Annotated in this window: 19 protein-coding genes and 1 pseudogene; 3 read left to right on the forward strand and 17 right to left on the reverse strand. The window is 61.0% G+C overall.

The window, feature by feature from the left end; all coding sequences use genetic code 11:
• Positions 1–219: 219 nt before the first annotated feature.
• Positions 220–1,758 carry an amidohydrolase gene (locus ACYVGC_RS20975; protein ID WP_460585822.1) on the forward strand — a complete coding sequence of 513 codons (1,539 nt, stop codon included), beginning with the start codon at positions 220–222 and terminating at the stop codon, positions 1,756–1,758.
• Positions 1,759–1,884: 126 nt separating this feature from the next.
• On the opposite strand, the gene ACYVGC_RS20980 is transcribed toward ACYVGC_RS20975, so the two are convergent.
• Together ACYVGC_RS20980 and ACYVGC_RS20985 are read right to left on the reverse strand one after the other, a co-directional pair.
• Positions 1,885–2,403, reverse strand: a complete 519-nt coding sequence (locus tag ACYVGC_RS20980) for a DinB family protein (RefSeq protein ID WP_460585823.1) — start codon at positions 2,401–2,403, stop codon at positions 1,885–1,887.
• A 32-nt stretch (positions 2,404–2,435) separates the two neighbouring features.
• A complete protein-coding gene (locus ACYVGC_RS20985; protein ID WP_460585824.1) occupies positions 2,436–3,863 on the reverse strand; it encodes an MFS transporter in 1,428 nt (475 codons plus the stop codon).
• 410 nt (positions 3,864–4,273) lie between these two features.
• On the opposite strand from ACYVGC_RS20985, the gene ACYVGC_RS20990 reads away from it, so the two are divergent.
• The gene (locus tag ACYVGC_RS20990; protein ID WP_460585825.1) at positions 4,274–5,164 is read left to right on the forward strand and encodes an NAD(P)/FAD-dependent oxidoreductase; all 891 of its coding nucleotides are present in this window, start codon (positions 4,274–4,276) and stop codon (positions 5,162–5,164) included.
• A complete protein-coding gene (locus ACYVGC_RS20995; protein ID WP_460585826.1) occupies positions 5,164–5,688 on the forward strand; it encodes a hypothetical protein in 525 nt (174 codons plus the stop codon). Before ACYVGC_RS20990 ends, ACYVGC_RS20995 begins: the two co-directional genes overlap by 1 nt.
• On the opposite strand, the gene ACYVGC_RS21000 is transcribed toward ACYVGC_RS20995, so the two are convergent.
• The 15 genes and pseudogenes from ACYVGC_RS21000 to ACYVGC_RS21070 form a co-directional block, all read right to left on the reverse strand.
• Positions 5,660–6,481, reverse strand: coding sequence for an HNH endonuclease family protein (locus tag ACYVGC_RS21000; RefSeq protein WP_460585827.1), 822 nt, complete (start codon positions 6,479–6,481; stop codon positions 5,660–5,662). The genes ACYVGC_RS20995 and ACYVGC_RS21000 overlap by 29 nt on opposite strands.
• Entirely contained in the window at positions 6,478–7,230 is a 753-nt protein-coding gene (locus ACYVGC_RS21005) for an AAA family ATPase (protein WP_460585866.1), read from the reverse strand. The genes ACYVGC_RS21000 and ACYVGC_RS21005 overlap by 4 nt, the downstream gene beginning before the upstream one ends.
• A gap of 219 nt (positions 7,231–7,449) precedes the next feature.
• Positions 7,450–7,836 (reverse strand): annotated as a pseudogene (locus tag ACYVGC_RS21010) (AAA family ATPase); the annotation flags it as partial.
• 110 nt (positions 7,837–7,946) lie between these two features.
• The gene (locus ACYVGC_RS21015; protein ID WP_460585828.1) at positions 7,947–8,552 is read right to left on the reverse strand and encodes a nucleotidyltransferase family protein; all 606 of its coding nucleotides are present in this window, start codon (positions 8,550–8,552) and stop codon (positions 7,947–7,949) included.
• A gap of 157 nt (positions 8,553–8,709) precedes the next feature.
• The gene (locus tag ACYVGC_RS21020; RefSeq protein WP_460585829.1) at positions 8,710–11,037 is read right to left on the reverse strand and encodes a xanthine dehydrogenase family protein molybdopterin-binding subunit; all 2,328 of its coding nucleotides are present in this window, start codon (positions 11,035–11,037) and stop codon (positions 8,710–8,712) included.
• Between the two features lie 10 nt (positions 11,038–11,047).
• Positions 11,048–12,028 carry an FAD binding domain-containing protein gene (locus tag ACYVGC_RS21025; protein WP_460585830.1) on the reverse strand — a complete coding sequence of 327 codons (981 nt, stop codon included), beginning with the start codon at positions 12,026–12,028 and terminating at the stop codon, positions 11,048–11,050.
• A gap of 5 nt (positions 12,029–12,033) precedes the next feature.
• Positions 12,034–12,684, reverse strand: a complete 651-nt coding sequence (locus tag ACYVGC_RS21030) for a (2Fe-2S)-binding protein (protein WP_460585831.1) — start codon at positions 12,682–12,684, stop codon at positions 12,034–12,036.
• Positions 12,685–12,911: 227 nt separating this feature from the next.
• Positions 12,912–13,328: a DUF983 domain-containing protein gene (locus tag ACYVGC_RS21035; protein ID WP_460585832.1), complete on the reverse strand. Its 417-nt coding sequence runs from the start codon at positions 13,326–13,328 to the stop codon at positions 12,912–12,914.
• Between the two features lie 87 nt (positions 13,329–13,415).
• Complete coding sequence (locus tag ACYVGC_RS21040; protein ID WP_460585833.1) at positions 13,416–14,288, reverse strand: AraC family transcriptional regulator; 873 nt, start codon at positions 14,286–14,288, stop codon at positions 13,416–13,418.
• 49 nt (positions 14,289–14,337) lie between these two features.
• Positions 14,338–15,153 (reverse strand): HNH endonuclease family protein, encoded by an 816-nt coding sequence (locus tag ACYVGC_RS21045; protein WP_460585834.1) that lies wholly within the window; start codon positions 15,151–15,153, stop codon positions 14,338–14,340.
• 7 nt (positions 15,154–15,160) lie between these two features.
• On the reverse strand, positions 15,161–16,552 hold the full coding sequence (locus ACYVGC_RS21050; protein ID WP_460585835.1) for an AAA family ATPase: 1,392 nt from the start codon (positions 16,550–16,552) through the stop codon (positions 15,161–15,163).
• 79 nt (positions 16,553–16,631) lie between these two features.
• Entirely contained in the window at positions 16,632–18,998 is a 2,367-nt protein-coding gene (locus ACYVGC_RS21055; protein WP_460585836.1) for a M1 family metallopeptidase, read from the reverse strand.
• 249 nt (positions 18,999–19,247) lie between these two features.
• The gene (locus ACYVGC_RS21060) at positions 19,248–19,853 is read right to left on the reverse strand and encodes a HupE/UreJ family protein (protein ID WP_460585837.1); all 606 of its coding nucleotides are present in this window, start codon (positions 19,851–19,853) and stop codon (positions 19,248–19,250) included.
• 102 nt (positions 19,854–19,955) lie between these two features.
• Positions 19,956–21,263: a flavin monoamine oxidase family protein gene (locus ACYVGC_RS21065; protein WP_460585838.1), complete on the reverse strand. Its 1,308-nt coding sequence runs from the start codon at positions 21,261–21,263 to the stop codon at positions 19,956–19,958.
• Positions 21,264–21,756: 493 nt separating this feature from the next.
• A complete protein-coding gene (locus ACYVGC_RS21070; protein WP_460585839.1) occupies positions 21,757–24,432 on the reverse strand; it encodes a pectinesterase family protein in 2,676 nt (891 codons plus the stop codon).
• Positions 24,433–24,497: the final 65 nt, after the last annotated feature.

Consider the following 24,497-nt stretch of genomic DNA (forward strand, 5'->3'; position numbering starts at 1 on the left):
GGCGCGTTCCGGGCATTCAAACTAGCCCGTTCTCTGGCGAGAACGGGCTTAGCTTTGCCCTTTCAGTTGGTTCCGGAACTTTGCGTACCCTTTTGTACTATGCGGCTCATTTATAAACTTGGGAGTGCTCTCCTATTCAGCGCTTCGCTGGGCTTGGGTAGCTGTCAGCCTCAGCGTGAGGCAGTTGACTTACTAGTAACCAACGCCACAGTGTACACTGTGGACTCGACTTTCAGCAAGGCAGAGGCATTTGCCGTGCGCGACGGGCACTTTGTGGCCGTGGGCAAGTCGGCCGACTTGCAAGGGCGCTACCAAGCGGCGCAGACGGTGGATGCGCAGGGGCAGTTTATCTATCCCGGATTTTACGATGCGCATTGCCACTTCTACCGCTACGCCTTAGGGCTGCGCTCCGCCGACCTAGTGGGCGCTACGTCGTGGGTTGAGACGGTGGGCCGCCTCACGCGGCACCGCCAGCAGCAGCCGGCGGCCGCCTGGCTCACCGGCCGCGGCTGGGACCAGAACGACTGGCCGGGCAAACGCTACCCTACCAAAGACACGCTCGATGCGCTGTTTCCTAACGTGCCGGTGCTGCTCATCAGGGTGGACGGCCACGCGGCGCTCGTCAACCAGAAGGCGCTCGACCTGGCGGGCGTTACGGCCGCCACGCCCATCAGCGGCGGCGTAATTGGGCGCGATGCACAGGGACATCTTACTGGTTTGCTGGTTGATAATGCGGTGAAGCTGGTAGCGACCAAAATCCCCGAGCCCAGCGCCACCGAGGCCGAGGCGCTGCTGCTGCAAGGCCAGCAAAACTGCCTCGCGGTGGGCCTCACCAGCCTCGCCGATGCCGGCCTCAACCGCGAGGACATTGAGCGCATGGCTGCCATGCAGCAGGCCGGCAAGCTACACCTGCGGCTGTACGCTATGCTCAACCCCACGCCCGAAAACAAGGCGTACTACTTACCTAAGGGCCCGTATTTCAGTGACAACCTGACCATTAGCTCCTTCAAGATATACGCCGATGGGGCGCTGGGCTCGCGGGGCGCGTCGCTGCTAGCCCCCTACTCCGACCGGCCCGCCGAAAAAGGCTTCCTGCTGCAAAACCCGGCCTACTACCGGGCCATTGCCAAGGAGCTGGCGGCCACCAAGTTTCAGATGAATACCCACGCCATTGGCGATTCCAGCAACCGGCTGCTGCTCGACATTTATGGCGCAGCCTTGGCGGGACAGACCGACCGGCGCTGGCGCATTGAGCACGCGCAGGTGGTGAGCCCACGCGATATGGCCAAGTTTGGCCAGTACCATATTGTGCCCTCGGTGCAGCCCACGCACGCCACCTCCGATATGTACTGGGCCGGCGAGCGCCTGGGTGCGCAGCGCCTCCCCACCGCCTACGCCTACCAGGAACTGCTGAAGCAATACGGCCAGGTAGCGCTGGGCTCCGACTTCCCGGTGGAGGACATCAACCCGCTCTACGGCTACCACGCGGCCGTGGCGCGGCAAGATGCCAAGAACTACCCGACCGGCGGCTTCCAGATGAACAACGCCCTCAGCCGCCCCGACGCCCTACGCGGCATGACCACCTGGGCCGCCCACGCCGGCTTCGAGGAAAAGCGCAAAGGCCAGATAAAACCCGGCATGCTCGCCGACTTCGTGGTACTGAAAACCGACTTGCTCACCGCGCCCAAGGAGCAACTGCGCACCGCGCCCGTGCAGCAAACCTGGATTGGGGGCAAGCGCGTGTGGGAGAAGAAGTGAGGTAAGCTTTAGCTTGCCGTCGGTACCCCGTAGCTGAAATCTTTACTGTATAACAAAGCCCCTTCAACTGCGTGCTGAAGGGGCTTTGTTCGTATACAAACGGCAAGCTAAAGCTTACCGCACAGCCTAACGCTGGGGCGCTTCGTCGGCCGAGCCCCCGTAGATGGCGGGCACCGGGATGTCGAGCAGGCGCAGGTAAACGCTCAGCTGGCCCCGGTGGTGGATGAGGTGGTTGAGCACCAGCGTGCGCACCACGGCCGTGCGGGGCATCGAGAGCAGCGTTTTATCGCCGTGCGTGAGGCTCCAGATATCATTGAAGGCGTCGTCGCTCACATCGGCCAGGGCCTTGTGCAGGTTCTCGGCGTTGAGGTCGAAGCGCGCCAGCACGTCGGCCGCGGTGGTGGGGCTCTCGGGCATCTTATTGGTAACCAGGTCGAAGGCGGGGCCTCGCATAGACATTTCCAGGAAGCCGATGAGGTTGGCCATGTGGCCGACCAGCGTGCCCAGGGTCATGCTTTTGGCGTGGGGCTGCCAGCCAAACTGCTCGGTGGGCACGCGCTCCAGCACGCGGCGCGTAATGGCCAGCTCGTGCTTCAGCTCGTGGCCGAGCGCAGTTTGCAAATTGGGTTGGGGAGGATGAATCATGCCGCAAAGGTTGCGCTTTTTGTTCGGTGCTCTTAGCGCGTGGCCAGTGGGGTACTGGCTGCCGACGAGGCGGGGGGAGGCGGCAGGTTGGCCGGGGCGGCGGGGTCGTCGCGCAGCTTCTTGCCGCGCAGCGTGAGCAGAAAGCCCAGGCCCAGGATGAAGAACACGATGAGCGACAAAATGCTGTTGCGCATCGAGCCCGTGATTTGGCCAATGAGCCCGAACGAAAGCGTGCCGATGACGATGCCCAGCTTCTCGACCACGTCGAAAAAGCTGAAAAACGCCGCATTATTGGGCGTGTTTTCGGGGATGATTTTAGAGTACGTACTGCGCGACAGGCTTTGCACCGCGCCCATGGTGAGGCCAATAACGGCGGCCAGCGCGAAGAAGCTCCAACCCGCCTGCACAAAGTAGCCGGCTACGCAAATGAGCATCCAAATGAACACGGCCCAGCTGAGCGCCCGCGTATTGCCGATGCGGTCGGAGAGCTTGGCAAAGAGCCAAGCCCCCAGAATGCCCACAATTTGCAGCAGTAAAATGGTGACAATGAGCGAAGTACTATCCAGCTTCAGCACCTTGTCGCCGAAAATGGTGGCCACGTACATCACCGTTTGCACGCCCATGTTGTAGGTGAAGTAGGCCAGCAAGAAGCGCTTGAGGTTGGGCAATTGCTTGAGTTGGTCCCAGACTTTGCCCAGCTCACGGAAGCCGTTGAGTAGCCAGCCATCCTTGGAAACGGGCGCGTCGGCGGGGCGGCCGGTATCGGGTGGCAGCGTGAAGAATGGAATCTGGGCAAAGCCCACCCACCAGATGCCCGTGAGCAAAAAGCTGAGCCGCGTGGCCATGCCGGTACTCATGCCAAACAGCGCCACCCCCTCGGGCCCACCGGCAATGTGCGGCCCCATAATCATACCCAGGCAAACGACCAGCAGCAGCACCGAGCCGATGTAGCCCATCGAAAAGCCCCGCGCCGAAAGCGAATCAAACTTCTCTTCGGAAGAGATTTCGGGCAGGTAAGAATTGTAAAACACGATGCTGCCGCTAAAGCCTACCGTGGCCGCAATGAAGATGAACGTGCTCATCGTCAGCGTGTCCTTGGTGAAGAAATACAGCCCCGCGCAGCTCGCCGCCCCGAGGTAGCAGAAGATTTGCAGGAACAGCTTCTTGCGCCCCGAGTAGTCGGCCAGCGACGTGAGAAACGGGCTCACCAGCGCAATAATGAGGAATGAAACCGAGATGGCGTACGTCAGCAGCGACGAGCCCGGCACCTGAAAACCCAGGAAATCAACCACGTCGGTGGGGTTGATTTCCTTTGTGATGCTGCCCCAGTAAATGGGAAATATCGAGCTGGTAATAACGAGCGGGTACACCGAGTTGGCCCAGTCGTAGAACGTCCAGCCGGTGGTGATGCGCTTGTTGTCTTTTTCGACGGCCGGCGCGGCAGTAGTGGTAGGCTGCATAAAAGTTGGGAATGGCAAAAGGAGAACGGCCCGCCGAAGGTAGCAGCCGAAAAGCTAGACGGTAAGCAGGTGCGGAAAGTTGGCTTGCCCCCTACCTACGCATTTAGCTTAGGTGAGGAGTTATTGGCAAATAAGCTGACCTAGCCACCCTGCGGCCACGAAAAGCTGGTAGGCTTGGCAAGAGCAGCCCTGTTGAACTTGGCCAAAATCAACCGCCCTGCCTTTGTTCAGAACGGCCGCAATTGAGCAGTTGCGCCAAATAACTTGAGACGAGACATGCGCAAAACGTATGTCCTGCAAGAATTGCATTTCCATTTTTTCTTAAATGCAACATTGTTTCAAATAAGAAAAGGCAAGCTACCTTTGACCTAATATTCCAGCAAGCCAGCTGGCTACAGTTACCAAAACTCATGCTTGATGTACTCATTATTGGCGGCAGCTACGCCGGCCTCAGTGCTGCGCTGGCGCTGGGCCGCGCCCGCCGCCACGTACTGGTGCTCGACGCGGGCCGCCCGCGCAACCGCTTCACGCCCCACGCCCATAACCTGCTGCTGCACGATGGCGACGCCCCCGCCGACCTGGCCGCCCGCGCCCGCCAGCAAGTGGCAGCCTACCCCACCGTGCAACTGCTCACCGCCGAGGCTACCGCCGCCACCCGCTTGCCCACCGGGGAGTTTGAGGTAGTCACCAGCCAAGGCACGTACCAAGCGGGCCGGCTGCTGCTGGCCACCGGCATGCGCGACGAGCTGCCGCCCGTGCCCGGCTTTGCCGAGTGCTGGGGTAAGTCGGTGATTCACTGCCCCTTCTGCCACGGCTACGAGGTGGCCGACCTACCCACCGGCATCTGGAACAACGGCGACGAGGTGGGCCTCCAGGTGCGCATGTTGCTAAACTGGACCCGCGCGCTCACGGTGCTTACCAACGGCCCCGCCACCTTCGGCGACGAGATACGTGAGCTACTGACAACCAATGCAATAGCGCTCGAAGAGACGCCCGTGGCTGCGCTGCTGCACACCGGTGGCCAGCTCACCGCCCTACGCCTGCTCGATGGCCGCGAGCTACCACTGCCGGTACTCTACGCCCGCCCACCCGCGCAGCAAGCCAGCACATTGCCCCAACAGCTTGGCTGTGAGCTCACCAGCCAGGGCTTCCTTCAAATCGACGAAAACCAGCTCACCACCGTGCCCGGCATATGGGCGGCCGGCGACTGTTGCTCGCCCATGCCGCAGCTGGCGCTGGCCATTGCGGCGGGCAACCTGGTGGGCGGAACTTTAAGCCGGGAGATTATTTTCGGCTCTTAATGAGCTGTTTTGGCAACCTGATTTTTGCGGCCCTCGCTGGCCTTATCCTCTCCACCGCGCCGGCCGGCGCCCAAAAAGCGCCCAAGGAGCCCCCTACCCTGCTGGGCCGCTGGCAAACCCGCCAAATCGGCTTCACCGCCACGGCCGCCACGCCCGACTCGGTGCGCGACCAGCTCGACGACCCCGACATGGCCGACCTCAACCAGGCCATTTTCACGGGCGAAGCGCAGCTGCTAGTCGAGTTTCGGGCTGATGGCAGCTACCAATTCACCATCGACCGCGCTGGCCAGCAGCTGCGCCTCGAAACCGGCACCTACTCCTTAGCTGATGGCCACCTGCAAGCCAGCAGCCCCGCCAGCGCCGATGGCTCGTCCTTCTCCGACCAGCAGGTGCGCCGGCTCACCCGGCGCGGCCTGGTATTGGTTTTCCCAGTTGGCCCCGCGCTGCCCGGCGTGACCGAGCAGGTGGAGTACCGCCGGGTGGGGCCGTTTCCGGCTAGCGCCGGGGTAGCAGTGGGAAATTAGCCCGCACCATCCCGGCAAACTCGGCGGTATCCAGGGCGGCGGCGTTGCGAATGGTGCGGGCTTGCAGAATGCGTTTGACCAGCGCCGGAATAGAGCCGCACTTGGCTATTTCGCGGGCCAAATCGGTGGGCGACATCGTGGCTGGGTTCATATCGGCCAGCAAGTCGTGGCTTTCCAGGTGGGCCAGGTGGGTGCGCCGGCGCTCCAGCGTGAACTTCCGGTTGAGGCCGCACAGCTCGATGGTTGCCTGCCCGCGCGGCGTTTTAGCCACCGCTACGGCCTGCTGAAAGCCGACGTGCGCGGCCGGGTCGTCGTGGGCCGGATGCAGCAGCAATGGCTGCTCTTGTCGCAGGTCGTCGTGATGCGAGCGGGCGCGGCCGGCTGCCTGAGTAGCCAGCGGGAAATAGTTGCGCTTGTGCCCGCCGTTGCAGCGCTTGCACGAAAACAGCAGGTTGCGCCACGTGTAGGCCAGCCAGTAGTAGCCTGGCTTTTCCAGCTTGGCCCCGCGCGACTGCCGGAAGCCGTTTTTGGGGCGGTAGTGCTCTACGTCGCCGTAGCCGACGTGCAGCAGGTTAGCTTCGCAGTAGCCGCATTTTTCGTGCTGCACGGCAACCAGCCGGGCCTTCACGGCCGGGGTATTGTAGAGAGTGGCTGGCACATGCAGACGCTCGCTGCCGGGGGCGTGGCACGCGGCTGGGTCGGCATCGTAGTGGCGGCGCAGGCGCTGACGGGCCGCCCGCACTGCGGCTGTATTGAGAGCCGCCGGGGCCGGACCTTGCGTGATTTTTATCATTGGCCGAGGCGCTCGGTTATCTGGCGCAGCAGCTCGGCTTCTTCGGCTTCGGCGTGGGGGCTGGTGCTGCCCATCGGCTGGCCTTCCAGCTCCTGCGTCAGCGCTTCCAGCTCGCGGCGCTCTTTGGCCGTCAGCTTCGCTTTGTTGAGCAGCGCGGCCTGCCGGGCCAGCTTTTCTTCCGTCTTCACCGAGCGGGCAGTTTCGAGGTTGAAAAAGCTGCTGGTTAAAATCTGGTCAACGCGCCAGCCGCGCACGTCCACCGGGTTTTGTGATACGATTGTTTGGTCGCCTTCACGCTTGAGTAGCACCACGTTGGCCTCAACATCACTGGCCGCCTGCACTACCAGCGGGCTATGCGCGGTGGCGATAAACTGGGTATTGACAAAAATCTCGCTCAGCGACTTCAATAGCTTGCGTTGCCAGCTGGGGTGCAGGTGCAGGTCGATTTCATCAATGAGCACGATGGCCGGTTCCTCCAACGGGTTTTTGCTATCGGGATACCGCACGAAAAGCTTATCGGCAAAGTCGGTGAGCCAGACAACCAGCGTTTGGTAGCCCAGGCTCATGTCGCGCAGGCGCACCCAGCCGTAGGGCGTTTTGAAGCGTACGCCCTGCCGGGGGCTGCCGCCGCCCGACTGCACGGGGGCCACTTCTAAATCGGTTACCTCGCCCTCCTCCATTATTTTGAGAAGGGCAGCTTTTATCAGGTTGAAGTTTTGGGTAGTGAGCGGGTCTTTATCCTTCGCCATGCGGTAATCGGCAAAGAGAAACCACTCTTCGGGGTTTAATAGGTCAGCGCGGTCGTTGAAAAGGCTGGCGCAGGTGTCTACTATTACTGGGGATTCACTAAGGGTAGAATTGCCAGTAGTACGACCGGCTCCATAACCGTAGCATATCAAGCCTAAATCTTCTTCTTTGAAGACAGAGCTTCCACCAGGGCCAAATCCCTTTTTTCTGCGCTTATCCGTACCAAAGCTACTGAACGCTTCTTTTAATCGAATAATAACTTCTTTATCGAAAAGTCTTGTCTCATACTGAACATTAGCCTTTATCTGGCCCCTCTCAGTGTTATAACGCCCTGGAATCTTAATTGCCTCTTCTGATGAAAAGAACCAACCTAAATAGTATTGCTTTCCTTCATGTTGAAAGCTCTGCCTGCTTGGTCTTACACCTGCCAATGCCTTCAGTACCGTCGTTTTCCCTACGCCATTATCCCCCAAAATTATCGTCCACTGCGCCGGCCGGCCATCTTTCCGCGCAAACGAAATTGTTTGCTGCTCCCCGAAACTGCGCACGTTTTCCAGGCTCAGGGAGAGGAAATAGGCCGGGGGTGGGGAAGTGGATTTAGCAGCCATTGCGCAAAAACTAAAAAGTCGGAATACCCTCAAAAGTAACAGGCCCGCCGAAGTTCGGCGGGCCTGTTTGGCAACTGGGTAGTTCTGCGCGCGGACTCGCAGCGTCCACGCTACTCCTGCAACGCGGCGTATTGCGCTTCGGTGTCCACATCGGTGGCGCCGCCGGGGAAGTCTACGGTGGGGAGGTGGTTGTATTGCTGGAGCAGCTCGCGGGCGCCGCTGGCCCCGCGCAGCGCCAGTAGCTGCGGAAACACCTCGCGGCTGAATAGCGCTGGCACGCCCTGGGTGCCGGCGTAAGTGGAAGCTACCACAGGCTGGCCGGTGGCCTGAAACTGCACAATCAACTGACCGATAACCTCTTCGCTTAATAGGGGCTGGTCGCAGAGGATGACCACAATGGCATCTACTTTGGGGGCTTCGGCGGCGGTTTCCAGCTCGGCAAGGCCGGCGGCAATGCTGCCGCCCATGCCATCAGCCCAGGCATCGTTGCGGATTACGTGAAAGGGCAGGCCGTCGATTTCGGGCAGTAGCTCATCGTGGAGCGCGCCGGTTACCAGCACCAGCGGGCGGCAGGGGCTGGCGGCGGCTACCTCGGCGGCGCGGCGCAGCAGCGTTTGGCCGTGGTAGGGCAACAGCTGCTTGGGGCGCGCCAGGCGCGAGGACGAGCCGGCGGCCAGCAGCAAGAGGCCCACGGTGGCGGTAGGGTCGTTGTGCATAGGGGGGAAATTAGTTAACGAGTAGAATACAAAAGAACGTCATGCTGAGCTTATCGAAGCATCTCTACCACGCCAGTAGGTTAGTAACCCCAGCGGCGCGGTAGAGATGCTTCGACAAGCTCAGCATGACGTTCTTTTGTGGTTTTTTACTTGCTGCTTAGCTATTTACCCCGCTCATTAGCACCTTATCGGGGGTGAGGGGCAGGTCGCGCAGGCGCTTGCCGGTAGCGTGGAAAACGGCGTTGCCCACGGCGGCGGCCACGCCCACCATCGAGATTTCACCGATGCCCTTCACACCCATCGCGTTGATAAACGGGTCGTGCTCTTCCACAAACTCGACGGTTATGTTCGGGATGTCGGCGTTTACCGGCACATGGTAGCCGGCAAGGTCGGCGTTGGTGTAGCGCGAGAAATTCTGGTCGCGCACCGTCTCCTCCATCAGCGCCGAGCCGATGCCGAAAATGGCACCACCGATGATTTGCGAGCGGGCGGTTTGCGCGTTCAGTATGCGGCCGGCGCCCATCACGCTCACCCATTTCGACACTCGAATGGTACCCAAGTCCATATCAACCCGCACCTCGCAGAAGTGCGCGCCAAACGAGTGCATGGCGTGCTGCGCGGCTTCGTCCTTGTGGGCGGGGTCGGCGTTGGCGGCCGCGCTGGCCGACTCATAGCCCGAACCGTACTTACCCTGCGCCATGCCCTCGATGTCCGTGATGTCGGCGCGCTTCATTAAGTCGCCGAAGGCTTCGCCTTTTTTCGGGTCTTTCTTCAGGAAGAGTCGGCCTTTTTCGACGGCTACGTCCTCCGCCTTGGCTTTGTAGAGGGGCGACTTCTTATCAACAATAGCCATTTTAATCAGCTTCTGCCACACGTCCTGCGCCGCCAGATACACCGACGACGATACGGTGCCGGCTGCCACCGAGCCGCCCGAGTTGGGGGCCGTAGGTAGCTGGGTATCACCTAGTTCGAAGCGCACTTTTTCGAGGGGCAAACCCAGCGAATCAGCGGCCACCTGGGTCATAACGGTGTAAGTACCAGTGCCCAAGTCGGTAGCGCCGCTCTGCACCACGGCGTGGCCGTCGGCGTAGAGGCGGGCGCGGGCGGTGCCCTGCGAGTTGTGCACGGGGTAGCTGGCCGTGGCCATGCCCATGCCCACCAGGAAGCGGCCGTCGCGGGTGGCACCGGGTTTAGGATTGCGCTTGCTCCAGCCGAATAGCTCAGCCCCGCGGGCGTAGCACTGTTTTAGGCTCTTGCTGCTCCAAGGCTTGCCGGTGCTGTAGTCGTGGTCGGCGTGGTTGCGCAGGCGAATTTCGATGGGGTCTACCCCTACTTTATACGCCAGGTCGTCCATCGTGCACTCCAGGGCAAACGAGCCCGGGGCCTCACCTGGGGCGCGCATGAAGGTGGATGTCATCACGTTAGCCCGCGCCAGCTGGTACGACGCATCGAAAGTGGGCGTGGCGTACAGCATGTCGAGAATCTTGGAATTCGACTCGGCGTAGTTGTCCCAGGGTGAGGTGGTCGAGGTTTTGGTGTGCACGATGGACGTGATTTTGCCCTCGGCCGTGGCCCCCAGCTGCACGGTCTGGGACTGGTCCTCGCGGTGGCCCATGCCCGTAAACATCTGCGGGCGGGTCAGCATCAGCTTCACCGGGCGGCCCACCGCCTTAGCGGCCTGCACCGTGAGCACGGTGTGCGGCCACATCGAGCCCTTGCAGCCGAAACCGCCCCCTAAGTACTTGGTAATCACGCGTACCTGCTCGCGCGGCAAGCCCAGCATGGCCGACAGCGTGGACTGCGTGCGCGTAACGCCCTGCGTCGATTCGTAGACCGTGAGGCGGTCGGGCGCATCCCACACGGCGGTGGTTGAGCCCGGCTCCATCGGGTTGTGGTTGTACACCGGGTGGTTGTAGGTGGCCGTCAGCTGAATGGCCGACTTGGCAAACTCCCCCTTGGCGTCGCCGCGCTTGGTGTGGGCGTCAGCCTTGCCGTCCTGAATTTTCTGCGGGTCAAACAGTTCCGCTTTGGGGTCGTGGAAGCTGGCAATGGGGTCGGCCTTCTGGTAGGTCACCTTCACCAGCTTAGCGGCGTGGATGGCGTGGTCGAGCGTATCGGCCACTACCAGCGCTACTGGCTGGGCGGCGTAAAAAATCTCGTCGCCGGTAAGGGGTTGGAAGCCCATCTGCGAGCCAGTGTCCTTTTTGCCCTCGGGCGTATTGGGCGTTTTGGCCAGCTTGGGCATGTTTTGGTGGGTGAGCACGGCAATCACGCCCGGCTCGCGGGTAGCGGCACCGGTATCGATGCTCATAATCTTACCCTTGGCAATGGTGCTGGTGGCCAGCACGCCGTAGGTGAGGCCGGGCAACGGGAATTCGGCCGAATACTTGGCCTTGCCGGTTACCTTTTCGCGGCCTTCCACGCGCACAATGGGCTTGCCAACGAAACCGCCGGGCTGGTCAAAAAATTGGGGTTCAGCAGACATAGTAGTTTCGTTAAGCAGTGACCTCGAGTAGGGCGCGCACGATGGTGCGCTGCGCCAGCTCCAGCTTGAATTTATTGTGCTCGTAGGGCTTGGCATCGCGCACGGCCAGGGCGGCGGCGGCCCGGAAGGTTTCTTCCGTGGCGGGCTTGCCCACCAGGGCTTTCTCCACAGCGGGCACGCGCCACGGCACGGTGCCCACGCCGCCCAGCGCCACCCGCGCCGAGCTAATGGTGCCCCCCTGCACATCGAGGCCCACGGCGGCCGAAACCAGCGCGTAGGCGTACGAAGCGCGGTCGCGCACCTTGAGGTAGTGCGACTTACGGGCGTGGGCCGCGGCCGGCACCGTAATGGCGGTAATCAATTCGCCGACTTCCAGATGGTTTTCAATATTGGGCGTCGAGCCGGGCAGCTTGTAGAAGTCGGCCAGCGGCACGGTGCGCGTGGTGCCCTTGGGGCTTTCCAGCGTCAGCTTGGCTTCGAGGGCCACCAGGGCCACGGCCAGGTCGGAGGCATTGGTGGCAATGCAACTGGTGCTGCCGCCCAAGATTGCCAGCGTGCGGTTATCGCCTTTTTGGGCGGGGCAGCCCGAGCCGGGCTGGCGCTTGTTGCACGGAAACGCGGTGTCGCGGAAGTAGCCGCAGCGGGTGCGCTGCATCAGATTGCCGCCCATGCTGGCCATGTTGCGCAGCTGCGGCGAGGCCGAGGCCAGCAGCGACTGCGAGATAACGGGGTAGTTCTGCACCACCAGCGGGTGCTCACCCACGTCGCTCATGCGCTCCAGCGCGCCGATGCGCAGGCCGGTGGCCGCATTTTCGATGCCCAGCATCGAGAGCTTATTGATGTCGATGAGCAGCGAATGCTCCTCAATGTCCGACTTCATCAGGTCGAGGAGCGTGGTGCCACCGCCGATGAAAGCGGCCTGCTTGTCGGCTGCCTTGGCGGCCGTGGCTTCCTTGGTGGAAGCGGCCTGGGTGTAGGCGAAATTATTCATGGGGGTTAGCCTTTTGCTTGTTGGCCAGCCACTTCGCGCACGGCGGCCAGAATGTTGGGGTAGGCGCCGCAGCGGCAGATGTTGCCGCTCATCCACTCGCGGGCCTGGTCATCGGTGGTGGCGTGGCCTTCTTTTACGCAGGCTACGCCACTCATAATCTGGCCGGGCGTGCAGTAGCCGCACTGAAAGCCGTCGTGCTTCAGGAACGCTTCCTGCATGGGGTGCAGCTCGTCGCCCTTGGCCAGGCCCTCAATGGTTTGGATTTGCTTGCCCTGACTCATCACGGCTAGTGTGAGGCAGGCGTTAACGCGCTTGCCATCAACGAGTACCGTGCAGGCACCGCACTGGCCGTGGTCGCAGCCTTTTTTGGTGCCGGTGAGGTCGAGGTTTTCGCGCAACGCGTCGAGCAGCGTAGTGCGGGGCTCGATGCGCAGGTTTTTGGCCTGACCATTGATATTCAGGCTCATATTGGTCTGGCCCGAGAGAATGGGGCTGGCCGGGGCCATTTTATCGGCCAGGGCTTCGGCCTGGCTGGCAATGGGCGGGGCGAGGGCCACGCCCAGCAAGCCGCCGGTTTGCTTGAGAAAGGAGCGGCGTGAGGGGCCTTGCGGCGCAGGCTGGGCCGCGTCGGGGGTTTGGTCGTCGGTTGATAGCATAGGAAATAGCGCGTGGTGAGGCGACTTATTACTACGAAAAATCATAACTTATCGTTTAGAATGCCTATTGCTTTTCGCGCTGTATTCCATTCCATATAACGCTTTGCTTATCTGGCCTTTGCGTCATCGGTATAACCTGCTGGCAGTTAGCTCGCCCAACTGACCAGACATAAAAAAACCTGCTCTATTTAATGAGCAGGTTTTTACGGTGGTCAGGCTACCCGGCGCTAGTGCGCGTGCTGGGTGCCCCACTTGGGGTTGTAGCGCGCCCCGCCAAACAAGTACAGCATCAGGGCCCGCGAGTAGCGAAACACCAACGGCGTGGATACCAGCGTGATGAAGGTAACGACTACCACGTACACCCACGTATCGGGGTCGTTGAAGAGGTAATACAGCAGAATGCCCACCACCGCAAACGTGCCCACCGCAAAGCCAAAGCTGATGTACATAGCCCCGAAGTAGAAGCCCGGCTCGGGCTCAAACGTTTGCTCGCACACGGGGCACGCGGCCGGCATATCGGTAAACTTAGTGAGGCTGGTGGCCGGGTTGGAAAACAGCTTGCCTCGGTGGCAGCGCGGGCAGCGCAGGGCCAGCAGCGCCAGCGTGGAAGACTCAATGGGAGCGCCCGAATCAGAATCAGACATAAGAAGTGCGTCACTAGTAATGACCAGGCAAAGGTACCGGTCACCCCTTGCCTCCACAGGGCTGCGGGCGGGCAAAAACCGCACAAATCAACGCTGCCGTCGAAAGGCTTCGGGTGTGCTTCCTACGTGTTTTTTGAAGGCCCGGCTGAAATACGACGCATCGTCGTAGCCCAGGGCCGCGGCCACCTCGGCCACCGGACTGGCGGCGTGGCGCAGCAGGCGCTGGGCCTCGGCCATCACGCGGGCCAGAATGAGGTCGCGGGCGGGGTGCCCCACTACCCGCCGGCAAATGGCCGTGAGGTGATTGGGCGTAACGTTCAACTGTTCAGCATAATAGGTCACCGTCTTTTCGTGCCGAAAATGCTGGTTGAGCAGCGCGCTGAACGCCCGCACCTGCTGGCTGGCCAGCGCCGCCTCGGGCGCGGGGGCGGCCGGGTAGTGGCGCGCCGCCAGCTCCAGCACCAGAAACAAGTAGGCGGCCACCACCTCGTCGTCGGGCGCGGCGGGCGGGGCTACCTCCTGCCACAGCTGGTCGAGCAGAGGCACTACGGCATTACCAGAAGCGGGCAGGTAGCACACCGGCGCGTGGCGCGCATCAAAAAACGGGTAGCCCTGCAAACGCCCGGCCGCGTAGCGCCGCTGGTAGAACTCGGCCTCGAAAAATACGATGTAGCCCGCTGCATCGTCGCTCAAGGCCCAGCCGTGCACCTGCCCCGGCGCCAGGAAAAACAGCGCGCCCGGCCGCAAGCTATACACTTGCAAATCAATAGTATGCGTGCCAGTACCCTGGGTAATATAGAGCAGCAGGTAAAAGTCGTGGGCGTGCGGCGCGCTCACCCCCGGAAACTGCGCCGCGTGGGCGGCCAACTGCTGCACGTAGTAGGGCCGGCGCGCGGCGGGGGCCGTAGGCGGCGGCGGAAAGGCGGCCAGCGGCAGCACGGGCAGGGTGGCGGGCTTCATTGGCGGCAATTTTTATCTATCTCATTATCATTCACCTGCAACAAAAAGACTACTTACTTTTCGTTAAATTAGCCCGAACCATTCCTGTATACCTTGCCTCCACCGCAGACATTGCTGCTAGCATTTTGCGCGCATTAGCCACTAAGATTCGAAGCTCAGCTACCGAAAAAGGCAAAGTGGCTAAAATGGTTTTGAGTTCAGTAGCTGTATACTCTGTTGGGTCTAGTCGAGATAATCGCTGATAATGAGCCATATGCTCCCAGTGCTCACGGCGACGCTGAGCCAATTCTGTTCGGTTAAGTCCATAAGCAACAATGCACTGCGTCCCTCGCTCCGTGAGGGGCCGGGCTACCTCTTCCACAAATGTGAGGTGAGCTTGAGGGTCTTCGGTAGCTAGGTCTAATAGTAGTGGCTGCTCGTGCGCAACGGTATCATGGTGGCTGCGGGCACGACTAGCTGGATTGGCCAGCGGAAAGTAGTTGCGCTTGTGCGCCTGATTACAGCGGGCACACGAGAAGTATAGGTTGGCCCAGTCGTAGGCCAGCCAATAGTAGCCCGGCTGCTCCAACGGCCCTTTCACTGTTTGCCGTACGCCACCTTTGGGTCGAAAATGCTCCACATCGCCGAAGCCGGTTTCTAGGAGCGTCGATTCGCAGTAGCAGCACTTGCCGTGCTGGTCAGCCTGTAGCTTGTTCTTCACGGCTGAACTGCCGTAGATGCGGCTATCGACAGCAAATGGCGTAGTACCAGGCGGGTGGCCAGCTGCTACATCAGCATCATAAACCTGCTCTAATATAGCGCGGTGCGCAGCCCCAGCCGTAGCAAGCCGAGCCGGCGGCCTGGCACTTTTCTGAATCTTTATCATTGAGTAGCTACGCCGCTTTGGGTTGCTTACCCAACTTCTGCAATAGGGCCTGAATGGTAGCATCGGCCTGCTGCAACTCTGGCGTATCGCCGAATGGCAAGGGTGGCAGTTCCGCATTGAGTTGCGCGAGAGCTTCCTTGTCGGCCTTGGTCAACTTCTTCTTGGCCAATAGCGTGCGGCGGCGCGCCAGCTTTTCTTCCGTAGCAGGCGAGCGGGCTGGGGTAGAATCAAATAGTTCGCTGCTCAGAATCTGGTCGACCCGCCAGCCGCGCACATCTTCCAGGTCTTGCACCACAATGGTTTGGTCACCCACCCGCTTTAGCAGCACCACGTTGGCTCCGGCGTCGCCGGCCGCCTGCACCACCAGCGGGCTGTGCGCCGTAGCAATAAACTGCGTATTCGGGAAAAGCCGACTCAAATACCCGATTAATTTCCGCTGCCATTCGGGGTGCAAATGCAAGTCTATTTCATCAATCAGCACAATAGCAGGCTCGGCCAGCGGGTTTTTGCTTTCCGGGTAGCGAATAAATAACTTGCTGGCAAAATCGGTAATCCACACCACCATTGTTTGGTAGCCCAAACTCATTTCGCGCAGCCGCACCCAACCATATGGCGTGAGAAATTGTAGCCCTTGCTGCGGATTGCCACCAGGCGCTACGGGGGAAACTTTTATTTCGGTTACCTCGTCGAGAATGTCAATTAGGGCAGCTTTTAGTAGCTCGAAATTCTGACGAATTAATGGGCTATCGTCTGACTTTATGCGGTAATCGGCTTGCAGAAACCATTCTTCGGCATTCAATAGGTCGGCGTGTTCATCAAATAAACTCAAGCAATTATCCTTGGTCGCAGTATCTCCTAAAGTTGATTTACCAGTAGTGCGGCTAGCACCATAGCCGTAGCATATCAACCCTAAAGATTTTTTGTGGTAAACTTCTTGTGTACCAAATTTAAACTTTCCATTCGGCGAAAAACTAAATTTAATAAACATTTTATCGTCTACTTCTTGCTTCTTTTTCGAATAATTTAAATTCAAATAAGCTTCACGTGCAAACTGCCATTTAAAGTTTCCACTTTCAGTATTTTTTCTATGAACGAGCCATTTTTGCATAGTGTCCAGGAAATACCTTGGCGGGTAATCTTCTTTAATCCATTCCTGGGGGAAGTCCGGCAATGCCTGTATTGGATACTCATTAGGAGTATCCACAGGCATAACCGATGCTAGACACCTTAATACAGTAGTTTTACCCACTCCGTTATCTCCTAAAATAACCGTCCACGGCGCAGGCCTCCCGTCCTCCCGCGCAAACGAAATTGTCTGCTTTTCCCCAAAGCTGCGCACGTTTTCCAAACTCAGCGAAAGAAAGTAAGCAGGGGGCGGCGAAGTGGACTTGGCAGACATAAAACAAACTAAAGTGGGCTTAAAAATAACAGGCCCGCCGGTTTCGGCGGGCCTGTGGCATTAAAGGGCAATTGTTAGCCTACTGCGGATTCGGCTTATTCTCGCGGCGCTCCACGGGGCCTTTAGCAGCCTGCTGCATAGGGTTGAGGGGCTGCTGAGCGTTGTTGCCCGCCTGACCGGCCTGGAAGATATCGAAGCGCGACGGCGTGGCCTGGCGCGGGTAGGCGTTATTGCTCAGGTCGGTATCGGCGGTTTGCTGAAAGGGGTCGATGACGAACGACACCACGTTTTTGGGCGACACGATGAGCTTAGTTACCTGCTCGTTGTTCTTGCGCCAGATTTCGGCCGGAATCGTCATTAGCTCCGTGCTGTTGTCGTCGTAGGTCATTTGCAGCACCACGGGCATCACGAGGCCACCCACGTTGCGCAGGCTTAGCTCATACACGTTCAGGTTGCCGCCGAGGCGGGTTTGCTGCTCGGGCGTGAGGCCGGTCAGGTACTGCTGGTAGCGCTGCTGGTCGGCAGGGCTCACCGTGAGGGGGTCGTAGCCGTTGTAGAAGTCCTTAAGCTCAGGCTTGTCATCCACGGCGGTCGTCTTGATGTCGGTGGCGTTGCGCTGCACCGAGATGCTGGCCGCCTGCGCCTTGCGCTCGTTTTGGAGGCGGGCGTTGTTTTCGGTGGGGTTTTTGGAATTGGGGCGGTAGCTCTTCACGCCTTCCAGCGAGATGTCGCAGCGGTCGGTGCCGTAGAACCAGCCGCGCCAGAACCAGTCGAGGTCCACGGCCGAGGCGTCTTCCATGGTCCGGAAAAAGTCGGCCGGCTGCGGGTGCTTGTAGGCCCAGCGCTGGGCGTAGGTTTTAAACGAGTAGTCAAACAGCTCGCGGCCCATCACCGTTTCGCGCAGGATGTTGAGGGCGGTGGCGGGCTTGCCGTAGGCGTTGTTGCCAAACTGCAATACCGACTCCGAGTTGGTCATAATCGGGCTTTGCAGGCTCTTGTCGGTGCGCATGTAGTTCACAATGTCCTTGGGCTCGCCGCGGCGGCTGGGGTAGTTGCGCTCCCACTCCTGCTCGGTCAGGTACTGGCAGAAGGTGTTAAGGCCCTCGTCCATCCAGGTCCACTGGCGCTCGTCGGAGTTCACAATCATCGGGAAGAAGTTGTGGCCCACTTCGTGGATAATCACCGAAATCATCCCGTATTTGCGGTCGGCCGAGTAGGTGCCGTCCTTCTCGGGGCGGCCGCCGTTAAAGCAAATCATGGGGTACTCCATGCCGCCCACCGGCCCGTGCACCGAAATGGCTACCGGATACGCGTAGGGGATGCTGTACTTGGAGTACGTTTTGATGGTGTGCGCCACTACTTCCGTCGAGTACTGGCCCCACAGCGGGTTGCCTTCCTTGGGGTAGTAGCTCATGCAGAGCACCGGCACGCCATTCTGCGAAATGCCCATGGCATCCCAGATAAACTTGCGCGAGCTGGCCCAAGCAAAATCGCGCACGTTTTTGGCGGCGAAGGTCCAGGTTTTGGTGCCGCTGGCCCGCTTGCCTTCGGCCTGGGTAGCCTCGGCCTGGGTCACGATGAGTACTGGCTTCTTGGCGTTTTTAGCTGAGGCCAGCCGCTGGCGCTGGGCGCTGGTGAGCACCTGGTCGGCATTCTGGAGCGTGCCGGTGGCGCCCACAATGTGGTCGGCGGGCGCGGTGATGCTCACCTTGTAATCACCGAAGGGCAGCGTAAACTCGCCGTTACCCAAAAACTGCTTGTTCTGCCAGCCCGTGGCGTCGGAGTACACGGCCATACGCGGGTAAAACTGCGCCATTTCGTAGAGGTAGTTCTTGTCCTCCGGGAAATACTCGTAGCCGCTGCGCTCGTTGATTTTCAGCTGGTTGCTGATGTTGTAGCTCCACTTCACGCCAAACGACACCGCCTGGCCCGGCCGCAGCGGCGTGGGCAAGTCGATGCGCATCATGGTGTGGTTGATGGTGTACTTCAGGGCCTGGCCATTTGCGCTGGTAACGGCCGCAATCTTGTAGCCGCCATCAAACTCGGCCGTGGCGAGCTGGCCGTCCAAGTCCTGGAACGAGAGCCGGCCGTTGGTCACTTGCCCCACGTTGGTGGAGGCCGTGATGGAGTTTTTGGCCAGAATATTCTGGTCGAGCTGCACCCACAGGTAAGCCAGCACATCAGGCGACAAATTGGTATAAGTAATTGTCTCCGAGCCCGTTATGGCTTGCTTCTGGTCATCAAGGCTTACCTTGATGTTATAGTCGGCGCGCTGCTGCCAGTACTTGGAGCCGGGCGCGCCGCTAGCGGTGCGGTACTCGTTGGGGGTGGGCAGCTCGGTACCGAGCTGGGCAAATTTGTCGGTGCCCGAATTGGTCGACTGGGCCTGGGCAACCGCCGGGGCCAGCAGCAGCCCCAGCCCGGCGGCCAGTAGCGAAATGCGCATAGAAAGTGGGTAAAAGAGAGTCAAGTAGGAAAGTCGGCGAAGATAAGCCGGGGGTTGCGGGAAAGTATCAATTATCAGTGAGCAATTATCAACGAACAAGGAGTAAAAAAGAACGTCATGCTCATCTGGCGTCCGCTTGTCGAAGCATCTCGCGTGAATCGTTGAACGATGCGAGCGAGATGCTTCGACAAGCGGACGCCAGATGAGCATGACGTTCTTTTTTATCCATTACTTCTTACTCATTACCAACTACTTACCTGCCATCTGCAAGAGCAGCAGCGTGGCCACGCCCAGCGCCGCGCCGCTCACGGTGAGCAGCCAGTCGCGCCGCGCCACGCCCACTACGCGCAGCAGCACGAAGCCCAGTAGCAGGATGATGCTCACTACCAGCAGCTGGCCCAGCTCTACGCCCAGGTTGAAAGACAGCAACTCGGCTACCGGGCGGCGCTGCGCCCCCAGTAGCGCCCGCAGGTAGTTGGAAAACCCCAGACCGTGAATGAGTCCAAACGCGGCGGCCAGCGCATTGGGCGCGGCCCACAGAACCGACGTTTCGCGGCGCGACTGCCGGGCCAGCGCTGGGCCCGCCTGCTTCATATTGACCAGCGCCGTGAGGATGATGGTAACGGGAATCAGCAGTTCGACCACGGGCGCATTCACGCCTACCACGCCCAGCGTGGCCAGCGCCAGCGTGATGGAATGGCCCACGGTGAAGCTCGTCACCAGCGCCACCACGCGGCGCCAGTCGGCCAGCACGTAGGGCGCGCACAGCGCCAGCAAAAACGTGAGGTGGTCGGTGGCCTGCCAGCTGCAAATGTGCAGAAACCCCAGTTGGAGGTAAGTAGTAAAAACGGACATTGGCGGCAAATTTCACTAAAAATCCCGCAAAAACCTGTTGGCGCACAAAGTCGCCTTTCTCAGCATCGCCGCCAGTGCTTAGCCTAGCAGCGGGCCCGCTCGCTACTTCAGCTGTTGCGCCAGCAGCGCGCGGGCGGCGGCTTGCCCGCTTACCAGCGCCGCTTCTACCGTGCCGGCGGCCAGGCCTTCGTACACGCCCTCACCCGCAAAAAACAGGGTACCGGCCACGGGGGTCACCAATGAGGCGCGGGCGGCGGCCCCGCCCACGGTGGGATACGAATACGCCCCGTGTGCGTAGGGCTCGCTACCCCAGTTGTGCACGTAGTGGCCCACCAGCTGGGCCTGTAACTCATACAATGGGGTGGCTAGCAAGTAGCTGAGTGACTCCAGGGCCTGCTGCAACACGGCTTCGGCCGGGGCGTGGCGCAGGCGGTGGGCGGCGGGCCCGGCCAGCCAGCCGGTGAGCTGCGGCGTGGCGGCGGGCAACTGGCTCCACCAGGTGGGCACGGGGGCGTCGGAGAGCAAAAACTCCAGCTCCGGCAGCCGGCCGTGCCAGAAGGGCGTTTGAAATTCGAGCACAACCTTGATAACTGCCCCAAACCCCAGCTGGGCCGCAGCGGCCCGGTGCGTAGCTAGCTCGGGCTCAAAATGCAGGTAGCCAGGCTCACCGGCTGCCAGCTGCCACACGCCCAGCGGCACCGTGCACAGCACCTGCCGGGCGTGGTACATGGCCCCACTGGCCGCCCGCACTTCCACCGAGCCCGGCTGCCAGGTTATCGCCTCTATGGGCGTGGCTAGGTGCAAAACCGCCCCGGCGGCCTGGGCCTGCCCGGCCAGCCAGTGCAGCAGTGGCCCGTAGCCGCCCACCGGGCGCGGCGAGTCGTCGGCCCCACCGGCGGCCCACTCGTCGCGCAGGGCCCAGGCGCTCACCCGGGTCGCATCGGCGGCGTCGTAGCCCTCGGCAAACTGGATGGCGAACGTGCGCAGGGGCTCGTGCTCTTCGCCTGAGAATTCCTGCGTTAGGAATGCCGCCAGCGGCATGTCAGCGGCCAGTTCGTCCAGCTTTTCAAGCAGTTGCGGCAGCTGCTCGAAGTAGTGGGCGTCGGACTGCACTTGGCCGTGCTGGAACTGGTAAGTGCGGCCGGCCGTGGCTTCCCAGGCAATACCCGCCTGCTGCAACAAGGACTTGGTCAGGGGCACGTCGCCGTGCATAAACTCGGCCCCGGCCTCAATGGGCTGAGTAAAGCCGGCGGGCTGCAAGGTGTGCACGCGCCCCCCTACCCTATCGCGCGCCTCCACCAGCAGCACGCGCCGGCCCGCGGCCGCCAGCTCCCAGGCGGCGAGCAGCCCCGCCGCCCCAGCCCCAATGAGCAGAACGTCTGTGGAATAGATATCGTCGTCGGAAATCATACTAGCTTGTTTGACACGTGCAAAAGGGAATATGCTGGCGTAGCTATTGGCGAAACCCATGGGTCACATCTACCTCACCACTAGCTACTTCCTTGGGTGCCGGGCGAGCCATTCACCGGCTAGTTGGCAACCACCAAACTAGCTGGTGAATAGGACCAGCGCAGGGCCCACTTTTGCGACCAGAATCCTGGTTTCTTCGGCCACCGAAGGGTTCAACAACGCCGGCGGCCCTGTTGTTGGTACCGTGGGGCTGGGGGCATTGGCGTTGGTGTTAGCATGGGGAAGCTTTCCCGCCTCAGCCAGGCTGTGGCAAACAAACTGATAGCTATTCATCAACCAATCAATTACTTATACAGCAACAGGCAGCAACGGCTCAGGAAGAGATACGTTGCGGCGTAACTAGCCTGAGTGCCCGCAGCGCAGCAGCCGCTTGCGCAGCAAAAAGCCCCGCTGGCAGGGTGCCAACGGGGCTTTTTGCTTGAAAACCAAGTACCTACTCGCGCACGAAGCGCCGGCTTTCCAGGGCTCCGCTGGCGGTGCGGGCTTGCAACACATACACGCCCGCCGGCAGGCTGCCCAGGCTCAGGGACTGCGCCTGCCCGAGCGCGCCGGCCGGCAGCTCGCGGCTGAACACGCGCTGCCCCAACGCATTGCTGACGGTAAGCTGCACGGCCTCGCGGTAGCCGCCCAGCTCCAGGGTGAGCTGGCCGTCGGGGGTGGGGTTGGGATAGAGGCGCAACAAGCTGGCGGCCAGGGCTGGGGCGGTGGCCGTCACCACGAGCGGCGCGCCCTTCACCACCACGTTTTTGAGCAGGGCGTAGCGCGGCGTGCCGGTGCTTCCGCAGGCCCAATACAGGCGGATGGTGAGCGTCTGGCCGACCGTGAGGGTGACGCCGGCGCTGCCGTTTAGCAGCAGGCGGTACGTATTGGTGAGGCCGTTGACCTGGTTGGCCAGGGCAATGGGCGCCGCAAAGGAACCGTAGCCGGTGCTCGTGACGCCCGGCCCGGTGCCGCCGCTCACGTCGCTGGAATCGGCTACGAAGCCCGATTTTGAATATACCACCGCCAGCTTGGTGTTGGAATTGGTGTTGTAGAAAGCCGACGAGAGCAGCAGCGAATCGAGGCGCACGCTGCCGGTGGCCGTCACCGTGAACTGCTCGTAGTAGTTGCGTTTCAGCGTGCCGCCTACCACGGTCCAGGTGCCGTCGCCGTTGCTGGTGGCCCCCAGCGCCTGCCCAAACTTAGTCGAATACGCCGGAACAGTATTCAGCGTAGTGCCATTGGAAAGATATAAAGCCTTGAGCGTGGGCGCCGTAGCCGTGAGGCGCGGCGAGCGCAGGGCCGTGCTGTCCTGATTGTTGCGCACCAGCGGCCACCAGATGAGCGGGTCCGACTGCGGGGCGGCCGTGGTGAGGCGGGTACCGGTTACGGCCACGTTCACGGTGGCCGCGCCGGCGCTCACGTGGGTGATGTTGCCGCTGATGGCACCGGCCGTGGCCGTGTTCAGGCGCACGCTCACGGTGGTGCTGGCCAGGGTATTATTGGCGGGTGCCAGAGTCACAGGCGCGGTGCTGCCGCTCCAGGTAGTGCCGCCGTTGGTTGAAATCTCGAAACCCGCCGGGGGCGTAATCACCACGCTAGCAGTCAGGTTTACGCCCGCTACGGTGTACGTCTGCACCGCCGAGGTACCGGTGCTGTACTGCGTAAACGCGGCCAGGCTCGTGCTGGAGGTGGTGATGGTGGGCACGCTCGACACCACAATGCTGGGCGTGGTATGCGTGGTCAGGCCCGTTTTGGAGGCTACCACGCGGTAGTAGTAGCTGGTACCCGCCACCGGCAGGGCATCGGTAGCTGCGAAGTTGTAGAGCGAGTCGGTGGCAGCTGTTTGCGTGCTGATGGTGGTGAAGGTGCTGTTATCACTCGAGCGCTGCAAGTCGTACTTGATGCCGGGCAGCGCCCAGCTGATGTTCCACTGGATGGCCGTTTGGCTGGCGCCCTTGGTGGCTTGCAGGTTAGCCACCGCAATGTCGGGGGCCCGGTAGGTGCCAAACTCAGCGCCCAGCGCGGTAGGGTCCCAGGCGGCGGCCACCGGCGCGCCAGTGCTGCTGGCCGTGCCCGTGCCGGTGCCAAACAGCCGGGCATTTGTATACTCCACGGTGTCGGCGGGGGCTAGCTGCTTCGACCAGCTCACGCGCTGGCTCACGTTCACGAGCTTGCCGCCAAAGTAGCGGGTTTGAAACTCACCGTTGGTAATCTTGGTCACGTCGGTGCCCGCGTCCCACACCACCCAACCGGCGGGCTGAATCTCGTTGGCCCCCACCTTGGTTTTCGAGAAAATCACCTTGTTGTGGGCCAGCGTGCCAGCCGCCTCCGAAAAGCCAGTCGAATTTTGCCAGGGCCGGCCCAAATAATAGAGGGTAGTGCCGTTATTGGACGGAATTTTCGCGTTCCGAAACAGGTAGCCGTAGCTCTGCAGGGGCGGCGTGTTGGCGGCCGTGATGTAGGAGGTAGCCGCGTTCACCACCCGCGTTTTGGCGTAAATGATGCAGTTGTCGAAAATGGCGATGGCGTTGCCGAAAATAAAGTCCACGTTGCCGTCGATGTAGCAGTCGCGGAAGTAGTGGCGCGACACTGCGCCGCCGCTCTCGTAAGTCAGCAGCGTGTCCTGGTTACCCAGAAAACGGCAGTTTTTGAACGCCGCCCGGTCGGCGTAGAGGCTCACGGCCACGGCCTGCGAGCCATCGCCGTAGGAATTGACAAACGTCATGTTCAGGGCCGAGAAGTCGGTGGCATTCACCACCATGCTGCCCGAGCCGCCAGTGCCCAGCGTGCCGCCCATGCCGTTGGGCGTGGTGTTATCATCGTGCCAGGTGAGGATGGTGTTGGCCACGCTTTGCCCCACAAATTGCAGGAAGGACTTATTGCTGGGCACCGTCACCTTTTCGCTGTAAATCCCATCCTTGATGTAGATGGTGTACACGGCCGTGCGGCTGGCCGGCGCGGCCGTCACGGCCGCTTGAATGGTGGTGTAGTTGCCGGTGCCATCCTTGGCCACGGTCACGTCGTAGGCGTAGAGGCGGGCGCTGCTCGCCAGCAGCAGCAACAGGAGGAGGCACGCGCGCAGGCGAGCCACCAGGCTTAGCGCCGGGGGGGTAATTCTTGTGGACATACCAAAGAGTAGAAGAGTGGGAACGGGCTCAATATCAGCTTATTTCTTCTTCATTTGCCACCACC

It is taken from the genome of Hymenobacter arcticus, from assembly GCF_054779975.1.

What these genes read in the sequence shown, in the direction of transcription:
- ACYVGC_RS20980 (WP_460585823.1), bottom strand. Translation starts at nt 2,403, where the DNA reads ATGATTCATCCTCCCCAACCCAATTTGCAAACTGCGCTCGGCCACGAG.
- ACYVGC_RS20985 (WP_460585824.1), bottom strand. Translation starts at nt 3,863, where the DNA reads ATGCAGCCTACCACTACTGCCGCGCCGGCCGTCGAAAAAGACAACAAG.
- ACYVGC_RS20990 (WP_460585825.1), top strand. Translation starts at nt 4,274, where the DNA reads ATGCTTGATGTACTCATTATTGGCGGCAGCTACGCCGGCCTCAGTGCT.
- ACYVGC_RS20995 (WP_460585826.1), top strand. Translation starts at nt 5,164, where the DNA reads ATGAGCTGTTTTGGCAACCTGATTTTTGCGGCCCTCGCTGGCCTTATC.
- ACYVGC_RS21000 (WP_460585827.1), bottom strand. Translation starts at nt 6,481, where the DNA reads ATGATAAAAATCACGCAAGGTCCGGCCCCGGCGGCTCTCAATACAGCC.
- ACYVGC_RS21005 (WP_460585866.1), bottom strand. Translation starts at nt 7,230, where the DNA reads ATGGCGAAGGATAAAGACCCGCTCACTACCCAAAACTTCAACCTGATA.
- ACYVGC_RS21015 (WP_460585828.1), bottom strand. Translation starts at nt 8,552, where the DNA reads ATGCACAACGACCCTACCGCCACCGTGGGCCTCTTGCTGCTGGCCGCC.
- ACYVGC_RS21020 (WP_460585829.1), bottom strand. Translation starts at nt 11,037, where the DNA reads ATGTCTGCTGAACCCCAATTTTTTGACCAGCCCGGCGGTTTCGTTGGC.
- ACYVGC_RS21025 (WP_460585830.1), bottom strand. Translation starts at nt 12,028, where the DNA reads ATGAATAATTTCGCCTACACCCAGGCCGCTTCCACCAAGGAAGCCACG.
- ACYVGC_RS21030 (WP_460585831.1), bottom strand. Translation starts at nt 12,684, where the DNA reads ATGCTATCAACCGACGACCAAACCCCCGACGCGGCCCAGCCTGCGCCG.
- ACYVGC_RS21035 (WP_460585832.1), bottom strand. Translation starts at nt 13,328, where the DNA reads ATGTCTGATTCTGATTCGGGCGCTCCCATTGAGTCTTCCACGCTGGCG.
- ACYVGC_RS21040 (WP_460585833.1), bottom strand. Translation starts at nt 14,288, where the DNA reads ATGAAGCCCGCCACCCTGCCCGTGCTGCCGCTGGCCGCCTTTCCGCCG.
- ACYVGC_RS21045 (WP_460585834.1), bottom strand. Translation starts at nt 15,153, where the DNA reads ATGATAAAGATTCAGAAAAGTGCCAGGCCGCCGGCTCGGCTTGCTACG.
- ACYVGC_RS21050 (WP_460585835.1), bottom strand. Translation starts at nt 16,552, where the DNA reads ATGTCTGCCAAGTCCACTTCGCCGCCCCCTGCTTACTTTCTTTCGCTG.
- ACYVGC_RS21055 (WP_460585836.1), bottom strand. Translation starts at nt 18,998, where the DNA reads ATGCGCATTTCGCTACTGGCCGCCGGGCTGGGGCTGCTGCTGGCCCCG.
- ACYVGC_RS21060 (WP_460585837.1), bottom strand. Translation starts at nt 19,853, where the DNA reads ATGTCCGTTTTTACTACTTACCTCCAACTGGGGTTTCTGCACATTTGC.
- ACYVGC_RS21065 (WP_460585838.1), bottom strand. Translation starts at nt 21,263, where the DNA reads ATGATTTCCGACGACGATATCTATTCCACAGACGTTCTGCTCATTGGG.
- ACYVGC_RS21070 (WP_460585839.1), bottom strand. Translation starts at nt 24,432, where the DNA reads ATGTCCACAAGAATTACCCCCCCGGCGCTAAGCCTGGTGGCTCGCCTG.